The organism is Xanthomonas dyei, from assembly GCF_002939865.1.
Lineage (GTDB): Bacteria > Pseudomonadota > Gammaproteobacteria > Xanthomonadales > Xanthomonadaceae > Xanthomonas > Xanthomonas dyei.
This window is the reverse complement of record NZ_MDEE01000017.1, coordinates 89943-107417: the sequence shown is the minus strand read 5'-3', so window position 1 is coordinate 107417 and position 17475 is coordinate 89943. Positions and strand designations below refer to the sequence as shown.

Below are 17475 nucleotides of genomic sequence, written 5' to 3'. Positions count from 1 at the left end.
GCGCTTGATCTGTTCTTCGTCCATCACTGCACTCATCGATGTCTCCTCTGAAAACTAACACCTGAGCAGAGTTTCAGTGGGTCATTACAGAATAGCCATGTCCGTTGCGGACAAAAAAAACCGCTGCGAGACGCCAGCGGGCTTGGTTGCGCAAAAATGCAGCAGGAATAGGTCAGTTGGCGGGTCAGCGCCTCGGGTGTCGGCACTGCCGCCTGGACGGCCCGCCAACCTCGGCGCCAGATGCAGGCGCGCCAAGGAAATGACGATCACCCGGGCATCGGTGCCCGGCGTCGACGCATTGGCGCGCCAACCGGCTCACGCCATCGAAGCTGGCACCCTCAAGCTTGAGTACGCAGGTACCTGTACGCGGCGCGGCGAAGCGCCCCGTCTGGCTGGTGCCGCTGCGCATGGAGACGGCGTCGTTATCCTCGACGCCGGGCACGCGGCACGCTGCCACGTACAACGATGCCTGTCCGCTGCCATCAAAGCATGGAGGCACGTCGTTGTCGTCTTCGGCCGGCATTGCCGCGTTGGACGAGAGCGTCGGCTCCACCGCACTGGCAACCGAACCCGTCGACGCGTCAGCGTCAGCGACAGCGGAGAACTGCGCGCACAGATGTGACCATCGACCACGCCCTACGGCGTCGCCGGACTACGCGCCTGTGCCATTGCGGTGAATGTGATGGCACTGCCAGCCAGCACTACGCAGATGGCAGCGCCCAAGCCGCGACACACAGGCAGACGACACCGCGCCGGCATGTTCGAGATAATCGAATAATGCATCGCCTTACCGCGGGGCGACCGCCACTCGAAATTTTCGATATTCTTCATTAAACACTCACCCTCCATTATGGCCTGGCGCGTGAGAACCGACCACCACACACCCGATTGACGCGCAGACGCCTGAGGTTTTATCAAGCGCAGTAGCGCCCCTTCACCGAGATTTATTCGGAAAAATAAGCGACACTGAGTGTTTAGAAGACGTGCGGCATGTGACGAAGATGCAACGCTGGGTAAATTTATTGAACACCCGAATAACTAAATTCAGAGCGCATCACGCACGCAAAAAATATTTTTATTCGAATAACTAAAAAATCTTACATTTACTTGAAGAAATCCTTATTTTTTACGGAACCTAGCCGTGACTGCACAGCCAAGTCGGCATGACCAGGCGCGACACCGTGCCCATCACCGAGTTGCTGCACAGCACGCGAGCCGCGTTGCCGCAACGCACCGCCGGGAACACATGGATAGACCGACCTGTACGCGCCAGCAGCCGGCCAGAACGCACGGGTTGCACACCTCTTTCAGCGACAGCATCGCCGCACCGCTGCATGGTGATGCGCGATGCAACCCAATCCCTCCAGACCGTCGCGCAGCCACCTTGCGACGCGGTGGCATCAGACCGGGGGCCTAAACGAAAACGGCCGCATGCATCGCTGCACACGGCCGTCAGGGAGACGCGTGACGCGCGCTTAGCGCGCGCGGCTCCGGATCACCTCACTCAACCGCACCACACCCGCGCATTACGGAACATGCGCAGCCACGGCGAGTCGTCGCCCCAGTCGGCCGGATGCCAGCTCAGGTTCGCCGTGCGCGGCGTGCGCTCGGGATGCGGCATCAGGATGGTGGCGCGGCCATCGGTGCTGGTCAGCCCGGTGATGCCGTCCGGCGACCCGTTCGGGTTAAGCGGGTACTGAGATGCCACCGCGCCGTTGCCGTCGATGAAACGCAGCGCCACGCGTGCGGCGGCCTGGTCCACGGCCGTGTCGAACTCCGCACGGCCTTCGCCATGCGCCACCGCCACCGGAATCCGCGAGCCGGCCATACCGCGCAGGAAGATCGACGGCGACTCCACCACTTCCAGCAGCGCGGTGCGCGCTTCGAACTGCTCGCTGCGATTGCGCAGGAAACGCGGCCAATGCCCGGCACCGGGAATGATGTCCTTGAGCTGGCTGAGCATCTGGCAGCCGTTGCACACACCGAGCGCGAACGTATCGCTACGTGCGAAAAACGCGGCAAACGCATCGCGTAACGCGGTGCGCTCCAGGATCGAGGTGGCCCAGCCGCGGCCGGCGCCCAGCACATCGCCGTAGCTGAAACCGCCGCAGGCGGCGAAGCCGGAAAACTGCGCCAGATCCACGCGCCCTTCGATCAGGTCGCTCATGTGCACGTCGAATGCACTGAAGCCCGCACGTTCGAAGTTGTAGGCCATTTCGATCTGCCCATTGACGCCCTGCTCGCGCAGGATCGCCACCTTGGGCCGCGCGCCGGTCGCCACGAACGGCGCGGCCACATCCTCGGACGGGTCGAACACCAACGTGGGACGCAGCCCGGGCGCCTGGAAATCGCGCGCCAGCGCGCGCTCTTCGTCGGCGCTGTCGGGGTTGTCGCGTAGCTTCTGCATGGCATGGGTCACCGACCACCACGCATCGAACAACTCCTCCCAACGCCACTCCGCCAGCACCCGCCCCTGCCCACTCACCCGCACGCGTGGCGCGCCGGTGGGCCGCGCGATGCGCTGCGCGCACTCGGTCAGTGCATGGCGTTCGACCAGATCGGCAAACGCGGCGCGATCTTCGCTGGCGATCTGCACCACCGCACCGAGTTCTTCATTGAACAGGCTGCGGAACGCGTCATCGCCCCAGGCATCCAGCGTGATATCCAGGCCCTGGCGCGAGGCAAAGGCCATCTCGCACAGCGCCGCAAACGCACCGCCATCGCTGCGATCGTGATACGCCAGCAACAGGCCGCTTTCGCGCGCATCGCGGATCAATTCGAAGAAACTACGCAGCCGTTGTGCGTCCTCCAGATCCGGCACGTCGCCGCCGAACGCCGGCAAGGCCGCATCGTCGGCATACACCTGCGCCAGCACCGACCCACCCAGGCGCTGCTTGCCGCCGCCCAGCCCGATCAACCACAGCTCGCTTTCTTCGTCGTTGCGCAACAACGGCGTCAGCTGCGTGCGCACATCGCCGACCGGTGCGAAGGCGCTGATGATCAGCGACACAGGTGAAACGCTTTTGTGGGTTTCACCGGGACCGGGGACCGGGGACCGGGGACCGGGGAAAGCGCCCTCTTCGGTGAGATCCAGCAAGGCGGCAGCTTGCTCTTCCCGGGTCCCCGGTCCCCGGTCCCCGGTCCCGGCCACAACCCACTGCGCCTGCATCGACAGCGAATCCTTGCCCACCGGCACGCTCAGCTCCAGCGCCGGGCACAGTTCCATGCCGATCGCGCGTACCGCGTCATACAACAAGGCGTCTTCGCCAGCGTGGCCGGCGGCGGCCATCCAGTTGGCCGACAGCTTGATGCTGTCCAGCGACTGCACCGGAGCGGCACACAGATTGGTGATCGCCTCGCCCACCGCCATGCGCGCGGACGCGGCGGCGTTCAACAGCGCCAGCGGCGTGCGCTCGCCGATCGACATCGCCTCGCCGGAAAACGTCTCGAATCCGGCCAGGGTGATCGCGCAGTCGGCCAGCGGCAGCTGCCACGGGCCGATCATCTGTTCGCGCGCGGTCAAGCCACCCACGCTACGGTCGCCGATGGTGACCAGAAAACTCTTGGACGCGACTGTGGGATGCGCCAGCACGCGCAAACCGGCCTGCTGCAGATCCAGCGTTGCGGTCTGCAACACCGGCCACTGCGGCGCCGGCGGATGCACCGCATCGCGATGCATCTTCGGCGCCTTGCCGAAAAGCACGTCCATGGGGAGATTGATCGGGAGGTCGGGACCGGGGACCGGGGACCGGGGACCCGGAACAGCGCTGCCAAGTGCTGCATCGAACGTGCTCTGCGCGTTTGTGGCATCGCGCTCACGCTGTTGCACTTGCTCCTCACCGGTCCCCGGTCCCCGGTCCCCGGTCCCGCCATCCAGCGTCCCGTATCCCACCACCAGCCGCTCCTCGGCCGTGGCGACGCCGACGGCGGCGAACGGGCAGCGTTCGCGGGCGCAGATGGCGGCAAATTCGTGCAGACGCGCCTGCGGCACGCCCAGCACGTAGCGTTCCTGCGATTCGTTGCACCACAGTTCCAGCGGCGACAACGACGGGTCGTCGCTGAGCACGCGGCCCAGGTCGATGATGCCGCCCACGCCGGAGTCGTGCAGCAGCTCGGGAATCGCGTTGGACAGGCCGCCCGCACCCACGTCATGGAACCAGCGGATCGGGTTGTCGATGCCCAGCGCCACGCAGCGGTCGATGACCTCCTGGCAGCGGCGTTCCATCTCCGGGTTCTCGCGCTGCACGCTGGCAAAATCCAGCGCCTCGGCACTGTCGCCAGCGGCCACCGAACTGGCCGCACCGCCGCCCAGGCCGATCAGCATCGCCGGGCCGCCCAGCACGATCACCGCATCGCCCGGCTGCAGGCGCAGCTTTTCGACCTGATTGCGATCGATCGCGCCCAGGCCGCCGGCCAGCATGATCGGTTTGTCGTAGGCGCGGGTCAGGCCCGGGCCTTCGGCCAGTTCGAAGCTGCGGAAATACCCGAGCAGATTCGGCCGGCCGAATTCGTTGTTGAACGCGGCGCCGCCCAGCGGGCCGTCGAGCATGATGTCCAGGGCCGGAGCCATGCGCGGATTCAGCGCGCGCGGCGCTTCCCACGGCTGCGGCAGGGTCGGAATACGCAGGTGCGACACCGTGAAACCGGTCAGACCGGCCTTGGGCTTGCCGCCGCGGCCGGTGGCGCCTTCGTCGCGGATCTCGCCACCGGCACCGGTGGCCGCACCGGGAAACGGTGCGATCGCGGTCGGGTGATTATGTGTTTCCACCTTGATGGCGAATGCCGACGGCAGCACCGCTTCGCTGCGGTACTGGCCGGTGGCCGGATCCGGGCGATAGCGCGCGGCCGGCACGCCTTCCACCACCGCCGCATTGTCGCTGTAGGCCGACAAGGTGTTTTGCGGGGTCTGCTGGTGGGTGTGCTTGATCATGCGGAACAGCGAGCGTTCCTGCGGCTTGCCGTCGATGGTCCAGCTGGCGTTGAAGATCTTGTGCCGGCAGTGCTCGGAATTGGCCTGCGCAAACATCATCAACTCGACATCGGCCGGGTAGCGCCCAAGCTCGGCGAAGCGCTCGCGCAGGTAGTCGATCTCGTCCTGCGCCAGGGCCAGGCCGAGGTCACGGTTGGCCTGCTCCAGCCCATCCAGCGGCACGCGCTGCAGATGGCCCGGGTCGGGCACGTTGAACAGCGCCTCGGCGGCGGCCGCAGAACCAAGCAGCGATTGCGTCATCGGGTCGTGCAGCAGCTTGGCCACGGCGCCCCTGGTCGCTGCGTCGTCCGGCCAACCGACTAGATCGATGCGGGTGCCGCGCTCCACGCGCTGGATCGGCTGCCCGGCGCCGCGCACCAGTTCGGTGGCCTTGCTCGACCACGGCGACAGCGTGCCCAGACGCGGCACCACGTAGTGCGAGGACGCCTGTTCGTCGCGCGGCGCGGGGTCCGCTTGCGCCTGCAGGATCCGCTGCAAGGTGGCCGGATCGGGCGACTGCCCGGCCTCGGCGCGGATGAAATACACGTGCCAGGCGCCGGTGATGCGCAGCGCGGGGACGAGGGTTTGCAGGCGGGTTTCGAGCCGAGCGCGGCGGAACGGCGAAAGGGCGGAAGCGCCCTCGAGGACCATCATGTCCGGGGAACCGTGTCAGAAACGGGGCCGATCATTGTAGCGGAGGTTGGTCGGTGCAGGCCGGGATTGGGGATTGGGGATTGGGGATTGGGGATTGGGGATTGGAGGTCGGAGGTCGGAGGTCGGCAATTAGCTTCGAGGTCGGAGGGGCTGCCTGGCATCGCGCCAGCCAGCCTCTGACCACTCTCTCCACACGGCAATCCCCCAAAACGACGAAGGGCCGGATGCCTACGCATCCAGCCCTTCCTCAACCGTATCCTGCCGTTGCGAAGCGCCTTACCCGCGCGCCACCGCTGCCAGGCTCACGTCTTCCCGCTTAGCGGCTGCCACCGGCGGTGGTGACGGCGCGCTTTTCCAACGCCTCGCGCAGCTGCGCCGGCGGGAGGTAGCCACCGAGCTGGGTGCCGTCCGGCGCAAAGATCGCCGGGGTGCCGTTGACGCCAAGACGCTGACCCAGTGTGTATTCCATCGACACCGGGTTCTTGCAGTCCTTGGAATTGACCGGCTGGCCCGACTTGGCCGCCGTCAAGGCCTGCTTGCGGTCGGCCGCGCACCACACGGCGATCATTTCCTTGTGGTCCTGGCTGCCCAGGCCCATGCGCGGGAAGGCCAGATATTCGACCGCGATGCCCTGCTTGTTGAGCTCGCCGATCTCGCTGTGCAGCTTGCGGCAGTAGCCGCATTCCACGTCGGTGAACACGGTCACGGTGTACTTGGGGTTGGCAGGAGCGAACACGATGCGGTCGGCCTTGGGCACGGTCTCCAGCTGCTTGCGACGATACGCCAGCAGGCCCGGGCTGGCCGCGAACTGCTTGTTCTGGATGTCGAACGGCTGCGCCTGGATCAGATAACGGCCGTCATCGCTGACGTACAGCACCTGCCCACCGACCACCACCTCGCGGAACCCGGGGAACGGCGCAGCGCCGATGTAATCCGGCTTGAAGTCCGGGTCCAGCGCCTTGAGGGCGGTGCCGACGCGCTGATCCACATTGCCGGTCGCGGCGGGGGCGGCAGCGGCGGCTGGCTTGGCGCCGGCGTTGCTTGCCGCAGGCTGCGACGATTGTGCGCAGGCGGTAAGGCTGAGCGCGCCCAGCAGCGCGGCGATAGCAAGACGATACATTCACGCATCCAGTCGAATCGGGTTACCCGATTCTCGCACAGGGTGGATGAAGCCTGGCAGCGGCCGCGACAGTTTATCGGTTGGCTTGCCGCTGGCTTGTTGGCGCTCCCAGTTCAGAGGAGCGGATTGTTACGCCTGGTGCAGCCAAGTCAGCGTTGACGCATTGAAGCGAACTGGCTGCGGCGGGACTCCCGGTGACGGCCGTCGTACCCGGGTGCGCTCCTACGTGTGTGATCCGGCTGCAATTCGCATGGTGGCTTGCGTGTAGTCGCCCTGGCCCGGGAGCCGGCCATTACGCTGTGGGCAGCCTCAGGCGGCGCGTGCGACTGCCTTTGGGAGCGCCAAACCTTGGGCGTGCTACGGCAGGGCACGCACTGGCGATACGTGGCCGATCACCAATGTGGCGCATCGCAATCCATGCGGCACGTTCTATGCTGTGGCGATGTCAGCCAGCAGCCCCGCCGAACGTCGCCAACTCACCCAACAGCTGCCGCCGGTGCAGGCGGCCGATGCCGCCGTCATCGAGCGCTTTCTGGATCGCTTGTGGGCCGAGCAAGGCGTGGCGCGGCAGACGCTGGACAGTTACCGACGCGATCTGGAAGGGTTGGCACGCTGGCGCGATGGTGCCGGCGGCGGCTTGCTGGGCATCGATCGTTCGGTGTTGTTCGATTACCTGCGCTGGCGGACCGAGGCCCGATATTCGCCGCGCAGCAATGCCCGGCTGTTGTCGACCTTGCGCGCCTTCTACGGCCTGTGTCTGCGCGATGGCGTGCGCAGCGATGACCCCACCGCCCTGCTCGACGCGCCACGATTGCCGCGATCGCTGCCCAAGGCGCTGACCGAAACCCAGATCGAGGCCTTGCTGGCGGCGCCGGATATCCAGACACCGCTTGGCCTGCGCGACCGCGCCATGCTTGAGTTGATGTACGCCGCCGGGCTGCGCGTCAGCGAGTTGGTGAATCTGCCGGCGGTGGGCGTCAATCTGCGCCAGGGCGTGCTGCGCGTGATCGGCAAGGGCAGCAAGGAACGCCTGGTGCCGCTAGGCGAAGAGTCGCAGCATTGGCTGGAGCGCTATCTGCACGAAGCACGCCCGCTGTTGGCCGATCACAAGGCCGTGGCGGCGGTGGACGGCCAGGTGCCGCTGTTCATCGATGCGGCACGCCAGCCGCCCAGCCGTCAGCACTTCTGGGCCTTGGTCAAACGCTATGCGGCGGTGGCCGGCATCGACCCGGCAACGGTCAGCCCGCACGGCCTGCGCCACAGTTTTGCGACCCACCTGCTCAACCACGGCGCAGACCTGCGCGCGCTGCAGATGCTGCTGGGCCACAGCTCGCTGTCGACCACCCAGATCTACACGCTGGTGGCCAGGCAGCACCTGCAGAAGCTGCATGCCACGCATCACCCGCGCGGTTAGCGCGCTTTGCCGGCAGACCTATCGCGCGCCCACGACCCAGCCATCCGCGCACATCAGACTCGTAGGAGCGCACCTGGGCGCGACGCCGTCGCCGAGAAGCCCGCCGCGCCCAAGCACGCCCCGAAACCCAAGCGCGACTTGGTAACGCGAGATGGGCCAATCCGTACATCAATTGCCTGAGAAGCTCCACCGCATCGGCGGCAGCCTCCACGCCAACTCCGCGCACCGGCCGCAGCCGCTTGGCGATTCGCACAGCCAGCGTCGGCCACGGCGTGTTCGATACGCCGTTAGCGTTGCTGGATCGCTGGCGCCAGCTATGCTCGCGCCATGACGTCGATCGCCGCATCCGATTCCCCACGGCCAGCCGCCTTGTTGCACTGGCGGCTGCTGTCCATGTGCTACGACGCCTGGCCGGTGCTGGCGCTGTGGATGCTGATTTCCGCCGGCTTCACGCTGGGCTTTACCCTGGCCGGGCATCCGGCACGCGAAAACATCGCACCGTTCAGCGCCTGGCAGTGGCTGCTCTGGCTATGCTGCTGGGTCGCCGCCGGCGGGTACGCCACGCTGAGCTGGCGCCGCGGCGGCCAGACCCTGGGCATGCGTCCATGGCGGCTGCAGCTGGTCGGCCCGCAAGCCTCCTGGCGTGCGCTGTGGATCCGCTATGCGGTGGGCACGCTGTCGTTGGCCCTGGGCGGACTCGGATTCTGGTGGGCATGGGTCGATCGCGATCGGCTGACCTGGCACGACCGCGCCAGTGGGACGCGACTGCAGCGCAGTCACAAGCCAATCCGCACCCATTGATTACCCGCACGCCAGGCTGCCATTGCATGCTGCACAGCATCGGTGTGTCATGAAAATCTGCAGTGCAAGCAAAGATCCCGTACTCAGCTCCAGCCCGCCAGCCATCGACACCCACACGCACGACACGCATCACCGCGTACCTGCGACGCCCTCACTGCAGAGCTGACTACAGATCCACAGACGGGCGTTCAATCAATACCTGAATGCAATAGCCAAGCAAATACAACGCCGCCAGCATCGGTGGGAACAGCAGCGCGTAGGCGCCTGCCCATGAGAGCTCGCTCAAAATGTGGGTGCTCCCGAAGCCACGCAATAACTCGTACTGCGGCGTCAGCGGCAACTGCAACATGACGAAGCGACCCTTGGGATCGGCACCGGTGTTGGCAATCCATACGCAAAGCATGGTCAATGCGAGGTAGGGCAGACACAACAGAAGCCCACCGATGCTCAAGCGACGCATACGATTCCTTTCGCAGATACGGATCATTGGATGCCGCAGAAGTGCCGTCGGGTTAGAAAGTGGCACATGCGCAAGTTCCGACACACTACAGGGCGCCCTACGGCGTCCCGCGACATCGAATCTTTTGACCAGCGGCGCCTAACTACTGCGCCGCCGGAACAACCACGCCGACACGCCCAGCATCACCATCGGCGGCAGTGCGTAGGCGATGCGATAGTCCAGCTTTAGCGCGCCAGCCATACGGCCGAAGAACAGCTGCAGCAGCCAGAAGCCGAGGGCGAACAGGATGCCCAAAAACAGGCGCTTGCCCAGGCCGCCGCTGCGCAGCGAACCGAACGAGAACGGGATCGCCGCCATGCACAGCGCCAACACGTTGAGCGGGTAGAACCAGCGGCTCCAGTACTGGTCTTCGTAATCGCGCGCGTCCAGTCCGTTGCGGCGGCGATATTCGATGCTCTGCTGCAGTTCGTGTGCGGAGAGATTGCGCGGCTTGGCCAGGCCGGACGCCAATGCCGCCGGGCTCAGCTGCGATTGCCATGGTAGCTCGGGGAAGGTTTCGCGCTGCACCGAACGTTCCTGGAAGGTATCGCGACGCACCTGGCGCAAGGTCCAACGGCCGTCGCGGTGCTCGGCCACGGACGCGTAGGTCAGCTGCTGCAGCCTGCCGTTGGCATCCAGGTGATACAGCCGCACATCGTGCAGATCGAGCGCGGTGCCGCCGCCGTCGAGCAGCTTTTCTTCGCCGCTGAGCGCGTTGAGGAAGGTGTCGCCTTCGCGTGCCCAAAGGCCCGAATAGCGCGAGGACGCCATGCTGTTGTTGTAGCGGGCGCTGGCCTTGAGGGTGTCGGCCTGGTTCTGCGCCCATGGCCCGACGGTTTCGCCGCTGATCACCATGCTGGCGGTCAACAGCGCCATCGCTGCCACCACCGAGGCGGACATGCGCTTGCGCGAGACGCCCAGCGCGCGCAAGGCGGTCAACTCGGAGGTGGCCGCAAGCTGGCCCAGACCCATCAGCGCGCCGATCACTGCGGCGGTGGGGAACAAGGTGTAGGCGCGACGCGGCACGGTGTAGGCCACATAGGCCACCGCGTGACCGAAGCTGTAGCTGCCCTGGCCGATGTTCTTGGCCTCGCTGGCGAAGGCGTTGACCAGGTCCAGACCCAGCAGCACCGCCCAGGTCAGCAGCACGGTGAACAACACCACGCGACCGACGTACCAATCATGGACCCGCGGGGTCAGCCTCATGCGCCCGCCCTCGGCCGACGCACGCGGCCATCGCGCGCATACGCCCACACCGCCACCGCCAGCAGCGGCAGCGTCAGCCACCACAGGCCCAGCGCAGCCGGCGTCTTGCCGTTGGCGATCCACTGGGTGCCGACGATCATCAGATTGGTGCCCACCATGTACGCCAGGAAGGCCAGCATGATCCTGCCGTAGCGCTGCTGCCGTGGCGCGCTGCGCGACAGCGGCAGGGTCAGTAGCGCGAAGGCCAGCGCCAGCAAGGGCGGCGCCAGGCGCTCATGCAGCTGCGCGCGTGCGGCCGGGCGCGCATCGGACAGCAGCTGGGTGGTCCACATCACTTCCGGGTCGTTGGCGTCGTGGGTGCGGGTGCGGTCGGGCAAGGCCACGTCGTTGCTGGCGAACTTCATCAAACGGTAGTCCAGGGTGTCGCCGGCAGCCGGGCCTTCGATGCGGTAGCCGTCCTCCAGGCGCAGGTAACGGTCGGTCTTGCCTTCGAAGAACATCGCGCCGCGCTGGGCAGTGACCACATCGAGGCGGTCGTCCTTCTGGCGCTGCATGAAGACCTTGCCCAGGCCCTTGCCATCGGCGGAGATGGTGGTCAGATAGACCACGCCACCGCCGGACAGCGGGGTGAACTTGCCCGACTCCAGGCCGGCCATCAGCACGCTGCGGTTGGCGTCTTCCAGCATGGTTTCGGCGGTACGGCTGGCCCAAGGGCCCAGCCAAAGCGAGCACAGTCCGATGATGATCACCACCGGCACCACCAGCATCAGCATTGGCCGCAGCATGCGCTTGGGGCCGACGCCAATGGCGGTAATGACCGCCATTTCTGAATCGCGGTACAGCCGCGCCAGCGCCAATAACAGGCCCAGCATCAGCGCCAGCGGCAGGATGATCGGCAGATAGGCCACAAATTGCAGGCCTACCTGCGACAGCAGCAAGCGAGCCGGGATGCGGCCGTCGGCGATATTGCCGAGGATATCCACCAGGACACCGCCGACGCTGACGACCAGCAGCACGATCAAGGTGGCCAGGAAGCTCTGGGTGAAATCGCTAAGCAGATATCGATCGAGCTTCGGCATAGGGTGGGCTTGTTTTAAACTCTCGGATTCGTTCGCGGCGTCGCCAGCCTAGTCAGGTTGGCGTAAACAGCCCGCGATTGTACGGATTTGCCTACGGAATCTGATCAATGGCCCTGCAATTCACCCTGAACCAAGACGCGCCGGCAAGCGCCGCCGTCGACTGCATCGTGGTTGGCGTGTTCGCCGACAAGACCCTGTCGCCTGCCGCGCAGGCGCTGGACAGCGCCAGCCAGGGCCGCCTGACGGCCCTGGTGACGCGCGGCGACGTGGTTGCCAAGACCGGCAGCACCACCCTGGTCCACGACCTGCCGGGCGTGACCGCCCCGCGCGTGCTGGTGGTCGGGCTGGGCGAGACCGCCAAGTTCGGCGTCGCGCCCTACCTCAAGGCCATCGGCGATGCGACCCGCGCACTGAAGACCGGCGCCGTCGGCACTGCCCTGCTCACCCTGACCGAATTGCCGATCAAGGCGCGCGATACCGCCTGGAATATCCGCCAGGCAGTCGTCGTCAGCGACCATGCGGCGTATCGCTACACCGCCACCCTGGGCAAGAAGAAGGTCGACGAGACCGGCCTGACCACCCTGGCGATCGCCGGCGACGACGCGCGCGCGCTGGCCGTGGGCGTGGCGACCGCCGAGGGCGTGGAGTTCGCTCGCGAGCTGGGCAACCTGCCGCCGAACTACTGCACCCCGGCCTACCTGGCCGACACCGCGGCCGCATTTGCCGGCAAGTACGCCGGTGCCGAAGCGCAGATCCTGGACGAGGCGCAGATGGAGTCGCTGGGCATGGGCTCGCTGCTGTCGGTGGCGCGCGGCTCGGCCAACCGCCCACGGCTGATCGTGCTGAAGTGGAACGGCGGCGGCGACGCGCGCCCGTATGTGCTGGTCGGCAAGGGCATCACCTTCGATACCGGCGGCGTCAATCTCAAGACGCAGGGCGGCATCGAGGAAATGAAGTACGACATGTGCGGTGGCGCCAACGTCATCGGCACCTTCGTGGCCACGGTCAAGGCCGAGCTGCCGATCAACCTGGTGGTGGTGGTGCCGGCGGTGGAAAACGCCATCGACGGCAATGCGTATCGTCCCTCGGACGTGATCACCAGCATGTCCGGCAAGACCATCGAAGTGGGCAACACCGATGCCGAAGGTCGCCTGATCCTGTGCGATGCGCTGACCTACGCCGAGCGCTTCAACCCCGAAGCGCTGGTGGACGTGGCCACGCTGACCGGCGCCTGCATGGTGGCCCTGGGCCACCAGACCGCCGGCCTGATGAGCAAGCACGACGACCTGGCCAACGAACTGCTGGCCGCTGGCGAGCACGTGTTCGACCGTGCCTGGCGCTTGCCCTTGTGGGACGAATACCAGGGCCTGCTGGATTCCACCTTTGCCGACGTCTACAACATCGGCGGTCGCTGGGGCGGTGCGATCACCGCGGGCTGCTTCCTGTCGCGCTTCACCGAAAACCAGCGCTGGGCGCATCTGGACATCGCCGGCGTGGCCAGCGACGAAGGCAAGCGCGGCATGGCCACCGGTCGCCCGGTGGGTCTGTTGACGCAGTGGTTGCTGGATCGCGCGGCCTGATGTCGCCACGCGCCGCGCTGGGGCTGATCGCCGGCTTCGCCGTCATCGACGGCGCCACCAGCGCGGTGCCGGGTTGGGCAGGCCTGGCCAGCGACCTGGTGCGGCTTGCGCTGTTGCTGGTGCTGATCTTCATCTGGCTGAGCGCTGACAGCCGCCGGCACGGCTATCGCCGCCATATGTGGCTCAACATGGGGATCGTGCTGGCCTGGCTGTTGTTCATCCCCATCTATCTGTATCGCTCGCGGCCTGCGGGCAGGCGCCTGCGTGCAACAGGCGGGTTCCTGCTGGCGATCCTGGCGTATGGACTGCTGTTCGCTCTCGGCAGTTTCGTCGCCGACTCCGTTTTCCCTTCCGTTTCGTGACCTGCCCATGCCCCGTGCCGATTTCTACCTGATCGCCAAACCGCGCTTCCTCGACGAACCGCTGCGGCTGGTCTGCGAGCTGGCGCGCAAGGCCAACGACGCCAACCTGTCCACGCTGATCCTGGCACGCGATGCCGCGCAGGCCGAGGCGCTGGATGACCTGTTGTGGGCGTTCGACGACGAAGCCTATGTGCCGCACCAGATCGCCGGCACCGATGAGGAAGACGAACTGGCGCCGGTGCTGATCGCCACGCCGGAGTTCGCCGCGCCCTCGCGCCCGCTGGTGATCAACCTGCGCGACGACCCGTACCTGGGCGCCTGCGACCGCGTGCTGGAAGTGGTGCCCGCCGACCCCGCCGCCCGCGAACCGCTGCGCGAACGTTGGAAACAGTACAAGGCCCTGGGCCTGGAACTGACCAAATACGATATGTGAATCGGGAATGGGGAATCGAGAATCGAACGTCGACTACCCCGTAGACCTTCACCTTTCAACGCACCCGCTTTCCCTATTCCCTATTCCCGACTCTCCATTCCCTGCCTTATGACCACCCTCGCCTCCAGCTACGAACCCTCTTCCTTCGAATCGCGCCTGTACGCGCAATGGGAGGCGGCCGGTTACTTCGTGCCGTCCGGCAAGGGCGAGCCGTACACCGTGTTACTGCCGCCGCCGAACGTGACCGGTACGCTGCACATGGGCCACGCGTTTCAGCAGACGCTGATGGATGCGCTGGTGCGCTATCACCGCATGCGCGGCTTCGACACGCTGTGGCAGGTGGGCACCGACCACGCCGGCATCGCCACCGAAATGGTGGTGTCGCGCAATCTGGCGCTGGAAGGCAACGGTGAAACGCGCGACTCGCTCGGGCGCGAGGGTTTCATCGCCAAGGTGTGGGAATGGAAGGCCGAATCCGGCGACACCATCGAGCGCCAGATGCGTCGCCTGGGCACCTCCAGCGATTGGTCGCGCAGCACCTTCACCATGGACCCGCAACCGTCGGCAGCGGTCAACGACGCCTTCGTGCGCTGGTACGAGCAGGGCCTGATCTATCGCGGCCAGCGGCTGGTCAACTGGGACCCGGTGCTGAAGACCGCCATCTCCGACCTGGAAGTGGAAAACGTCGAAGAAGACGGTTTTTTGTGGTCGATCTGCTACCCGCTGGCCGATGGCGTGACCTACGAACACGTCGAGCACGATGCCGACGGCAACCAGACCCTGCGCGAAACCCGCGATTACTTGGTGGTGGCCACCACGCGCCCGGAAACCATGCTGGGCGACACCGCGGTGATGGTGCACCCGGACGATGCGCGCTACGCCACGCTGCATAACGCGCGCATCGTGCTGCCACTGACCGGCCGGCACGTGCCGGTGATCACCGACGATTATGTCGACCGCGCCTTCGGTACCGGCGTGGTCAAAGTCACGCCTGCGCATGATTTCAACGATTACCAGGTGGGTGTGCGGCACGACTTGCCGTTGATCAACCTGTTCACCGTCACCGCTACCATCAACGACAACGCACCGGAGCGCTACCGCGGCCTGGATCGCTACGACGCACGCAAGCTGGTGCTGTCGGAGCTGGAAGAGTTGGGCCTATTGGTCGAGACCAAGCCGCACAAACTGCAGGTGCCACGCGGCGACCGCACCGGTCAGGTGATCGAGCCGTACCTCACCGACCAGTGGTTCGTGAAGATGGACGCGCTGGCCAAGCGTGGCCTGGAGCTGGTTGAAAGTGGCCAGATCAAGTTCGTGCCGCCGAACTGGATCAACACCTATCGCCACTGGATGGAGAACATCCAGGATTGGTGCATCAGCCGTCAGCTGTGGTGGGGGCATCGCATTCCGGCGTGGTTCGACGACGCAGGCAAGTGCTATGTCGGCCACGACGAAACCGAGGTGCGCGCGAAGCACGGCCTGGGCGCAGAGATCGCGTTGCATCAGGACAGCGATGTGCTGGAAACCTGGTTCTCCTCGCAACTGTGGCCGTTCTCCACGCTGGGCTGGCCGGATGCCGATGCAATGGCCGAGCGCGGTTTTGAGCGCTATCTGCCCTCCAGCGTGCTGGTCACCGGCTTCGACATCATCTTCTTCTGGGTGGCCCGCATGATCATGGCCACCGACAGCTTCACCGGCCAGGTGCCGTTCCGTGATGTCTACATCACCGGCCTGATCCGCGATGCGCAGGGGCAGAAGATGTCCAAGTCCAAGGGCAATGTGCTCGACCCGCTGGACATCATCGACGGCATCAGCATCGAGGACCTGGTCGCCAAGCGCACCAGCGGGCTGATGCAACCGCGGATGGCCGAGAAGATCGAAAAAGCCACGCGTCGCGAATTCCCCGACGGCATCATCGCCCACGGTGCGGACGCGCTGCGCTTCACCATCGCCGCACTCGCCACCCACGGCCGCGACATCAAGTTCGATCTGGGCCGCGCCGAGGGTTACAAGAATTTCTGCAACAAGCTGTGGAACGCCACGCGCTTTGTCCTGATGAACACTGAAGGCGCGCGCTTTGCCGGGGTACCGCAACCGCGTACCGAAGCGGAGAAGTGGATTCTGGCGCGGCTGGACAAGGTCACTGCGGAAACGCATGCGCATTACGCCAACTACCGCTTCGACCTGCTGACGCAGTCGCTGTACGAATTCGCCTGGAATGCGTTCTGCGATTGGTTCGTGGAGCTGGCAAAGCCTGCGCTCAACGGGGCCGTGCAGGACAACGACGCTGCCGCCAGCACACGCCACACCCTGCTGTATGTGCTCGAATCGCTGCTGCGCCTGCTGCACCCGCTCACCCCGTTCGTCACCGAAGAGCTGTGGCAACAGGTCGCTCCGCGCCTGGGCATCACCACCGCGACGATCTCCCTGCAGACGTTCCCGCAAGTCGGCGATGTGGACACCAGCAGCTACGCCAGCGCAGACGCCGATATCGAATGGTTGAAGTCGATGGTGTCGGCCTTGCGGCGCGTGCGCAGCGAGTTGAACGTGCCGCCCTCAAAGCAGGTGCAGCTGCTGCTGCAAGCCGGTACCGCCGACGACCGCACGCGCGTATCGCGCTTCGCATCGCAGTTGGCGTTCTTGCTCAAGCTCGAAGCCATCGACTGGCTGGACGCGGGCCAGGACACCCCGCCGGCCGCTGCCGCCATCGTGGGCGAACTCACCCTGCTGGTACCGCTGGAAGGCCTGGTCGACATGGAGGCCGAGCGCACCCGCCTGGACAAGGAGATCAAGCGCGTGGAAAGCGAGATCGGCAAGTGCAATGGCAAACTCGGCAATGCCACCTTCGTGCAGAACGCACCGGCGGCAGTCGTTGAGCAGGAGCGTGCGCGCTTGAACGATTGGACTGTGCAATTGACAGGTCTGCGGGAACAACGCGCCAAGATCTGACGCAGTGGAACGTCCAGATGCGCTGCAGCTGCACGGTCACGCGCCGTGCAAACGGCCACCGATTCGACGGCAGCAATTGACCTGGCACGTATCGCTCAGCTCGATGAAGCACGAATTGCGTTAACAGTGCACACCGACCATCGTGACGGCCCTTGCCCGCTCACCGTCGCGGGACCTTTGGCGGCATGGATGCCGCCAAAGCGCTGACATGGACGTACTTGCAGCGTGTCCCGCGATGGTGAGCGGGCAAGGGCCCTGCAGCGAACCGGCAGACCAGACGCCTTGCGCATCATCCATCTGCAGCCATCGCTTGCAGACGCCAGGATCTACGCGATACCCCCCCCGCCAGGCACCACATCCAAGCAAAACGCGACAGCGCACGCGGCAAGTTGTTTCGACGCGAGCACCG

11 protein-coding genes and 1 pseudogene are annotated in these 17475 nt (G+C 65.6%); 6 read left to right on the top strand and 6 right to left on the bottom strand.

From position 1 onward, the window contains the following. Positions 1-298: 298 nt before the first annotated feature. The 3 genes and pseudogenes from XdyCFBP7245_RS24510 to XdyCFBP7245_RS12980 all read right to left on the bottom strand — a co-directional run. Positions 299-487, bottom strand: a pseudogene (locus XdyCFBP7245_RS24510) (protease); the annotation flags it as partial. Between the two features lie 1017 nt (positions 488-1504). After that, positions 1505-5623 carry a phosphoribosylformylglycinamidine synthase gene (gene purL, locus XdyCFBP7245_RS12985; RefSeq protein WP_104616012.1) on the bottom strand — a complete coding sequence of 1373 codons (4119 nt, stop codon included), beginning with the start codon at positions 5621-5623 and terminating at the stop codon, positions 1505-1507. Between the two features lie 316 nt (positions 5624-5939). Beyond that, entirely contained in the window at positions 5940-6743 is an 804-nt protein-coding gene (locus XdyCFBP7245_RS12980) for a DsbC family protein (RefSeq protein WP_104616011.1), read from the bottom strand. A gap of 442 nt (positions 6744-7185) precedes the next feature. On the opposite strand from XdyCFBP7245_RS12980, the gene xerD reads away from it, so the two are divergent. Then, positions 7186-8157, top strand: coding sequence for a site-specific tyrosine recombinase XerD (xerD, locus tag XdyCFBP7245_RS12975; RefSeq protein WP_104616020.1), 972 nt, complete (start codon positions 7186-7188; stop codon positions 8155-8157). A gap of 327 nt (positions 8158-8484) precedes the next feature. Continuing rightward, a complete protein-coding gene (locus tag XdyCFBP7245_RS12970) occupies positions 8485-8958 on the top strand; it encodes an RDD family protein (RefSeq protein WP_104616010.1) in 474 nt (157 codons plus the stop codon). Between the two features lie 166 nt (positions 8959-9124). Here the strand turns inward: XdyCFBP7245_RS12970 and XdyCFBP7245_RS12965 are convergent, their stop codons facing one another. The 3 genes from XdyCFBP7245_RS12965 to lptF all read right to left on the bottom strand — a co-directional run bounded on the left by XdyCFBP7245_RS12965 (position 9125) and on the right by lptF (position 11742). Next, positions 9125-9418, bottom strand: a complete 294-nt coding sequence (locus XdyCFBP7245_RS12965; RefSeq protein WP_104616009.1) for a hypothetical protein — start codon at positions 9416-9418, stop codon at positions 9125-9127. A 138-nt stretch (positions 9419-9556) separates the two neighbouring features. After that, the gene (lptG, locus tag XdyCFBP7245_RS12960) at positions 9557-10663 is read right to left on the bottom strand and encodes an LPS export ABC transporter permease LptG (RefSeq protein WP_104616008.1); all 1107 of its coding nucleotides are present in this window, start codon (positions 10661-10663) and stop codon (positions 9557-9559) included. Next, on the bottom strand, positions 10660-11742 hold the full coding sequence (gene lptF / locus XdyCFBP7245_RS12955) for an LPS export ABC transporter permease LptF (RefSeq protein ID WP_104616007.1): 1083 nt from the start codon (positions 11740-11742) through the stop codon (positions 10660-10662). Before lptF ends, lptG begins: the two co-directional genes overlap by 4 nt. 107 nt (positions 11743-11849) lie before the next feature. Between lptF and XdyCFBP7245_RS12950 the strand changes: the two genes are divergently transcribed. The 4 genes from XdyCFBP7245_RS12950 to XdyCFBP7245_RS12935 all read left to right on the top strand — a co-directional run bounded on the left by XdyCFBP7245_RS12950 (position 11850) and on the right by XdyCFBP7245_RS12935 (position 17066). Beyond that, on the top strand, positions 11850-13322 hold the full coding sequence (locus XdyCFBP7245_RS12950) for a leucyl aminopeptidase (protein ID WP_104616006.1): 1473 nt from the start codon (positions 11850-11852) through the stop codon (positions 13320-13322). Beyond that, entirely contained in the window at positions 13322-13684 is a 363-nt protein-coding gene (locus tag XdyCFBP7245_RS12945; protein ID WP_104616005.1) for a hypothetical protein, read from the top strand. Before XdyCFBP7245_RS12950 ends, XdyCFBP7245_RS12945 begins: the two co-directional genes overlap by 1 nt. Before the next feature lie 7 nt (positions 13685-13691). Further along, positions 13692-14117 carry a DNA polymerase III subunit chi gene (locus XdyCFBP7245_RS12940; protein ID WP_005995970.1) on the top strand — a complete coding sequence of 142 codons (426 nt, stop codon included), beginning with the start codon at positions 13692-13694 and terminating at the stop codon, positions 14115-14117. Between the two features lie 108 nt (positions 14118-14225). Continuing rightward, positions 14226-17066, top strand: a complete 2841-nt coding sequence (locus XdyCFBP7245_RS12935) for a valine--tRNA ligase (RefSeq protein WP_104616004.1) — start codon at positions 14226-14228, stop codon at positions 17064-17066. The last annotated feature ends 409 nt before the right edge of the window (positions 17067-17475 follow it).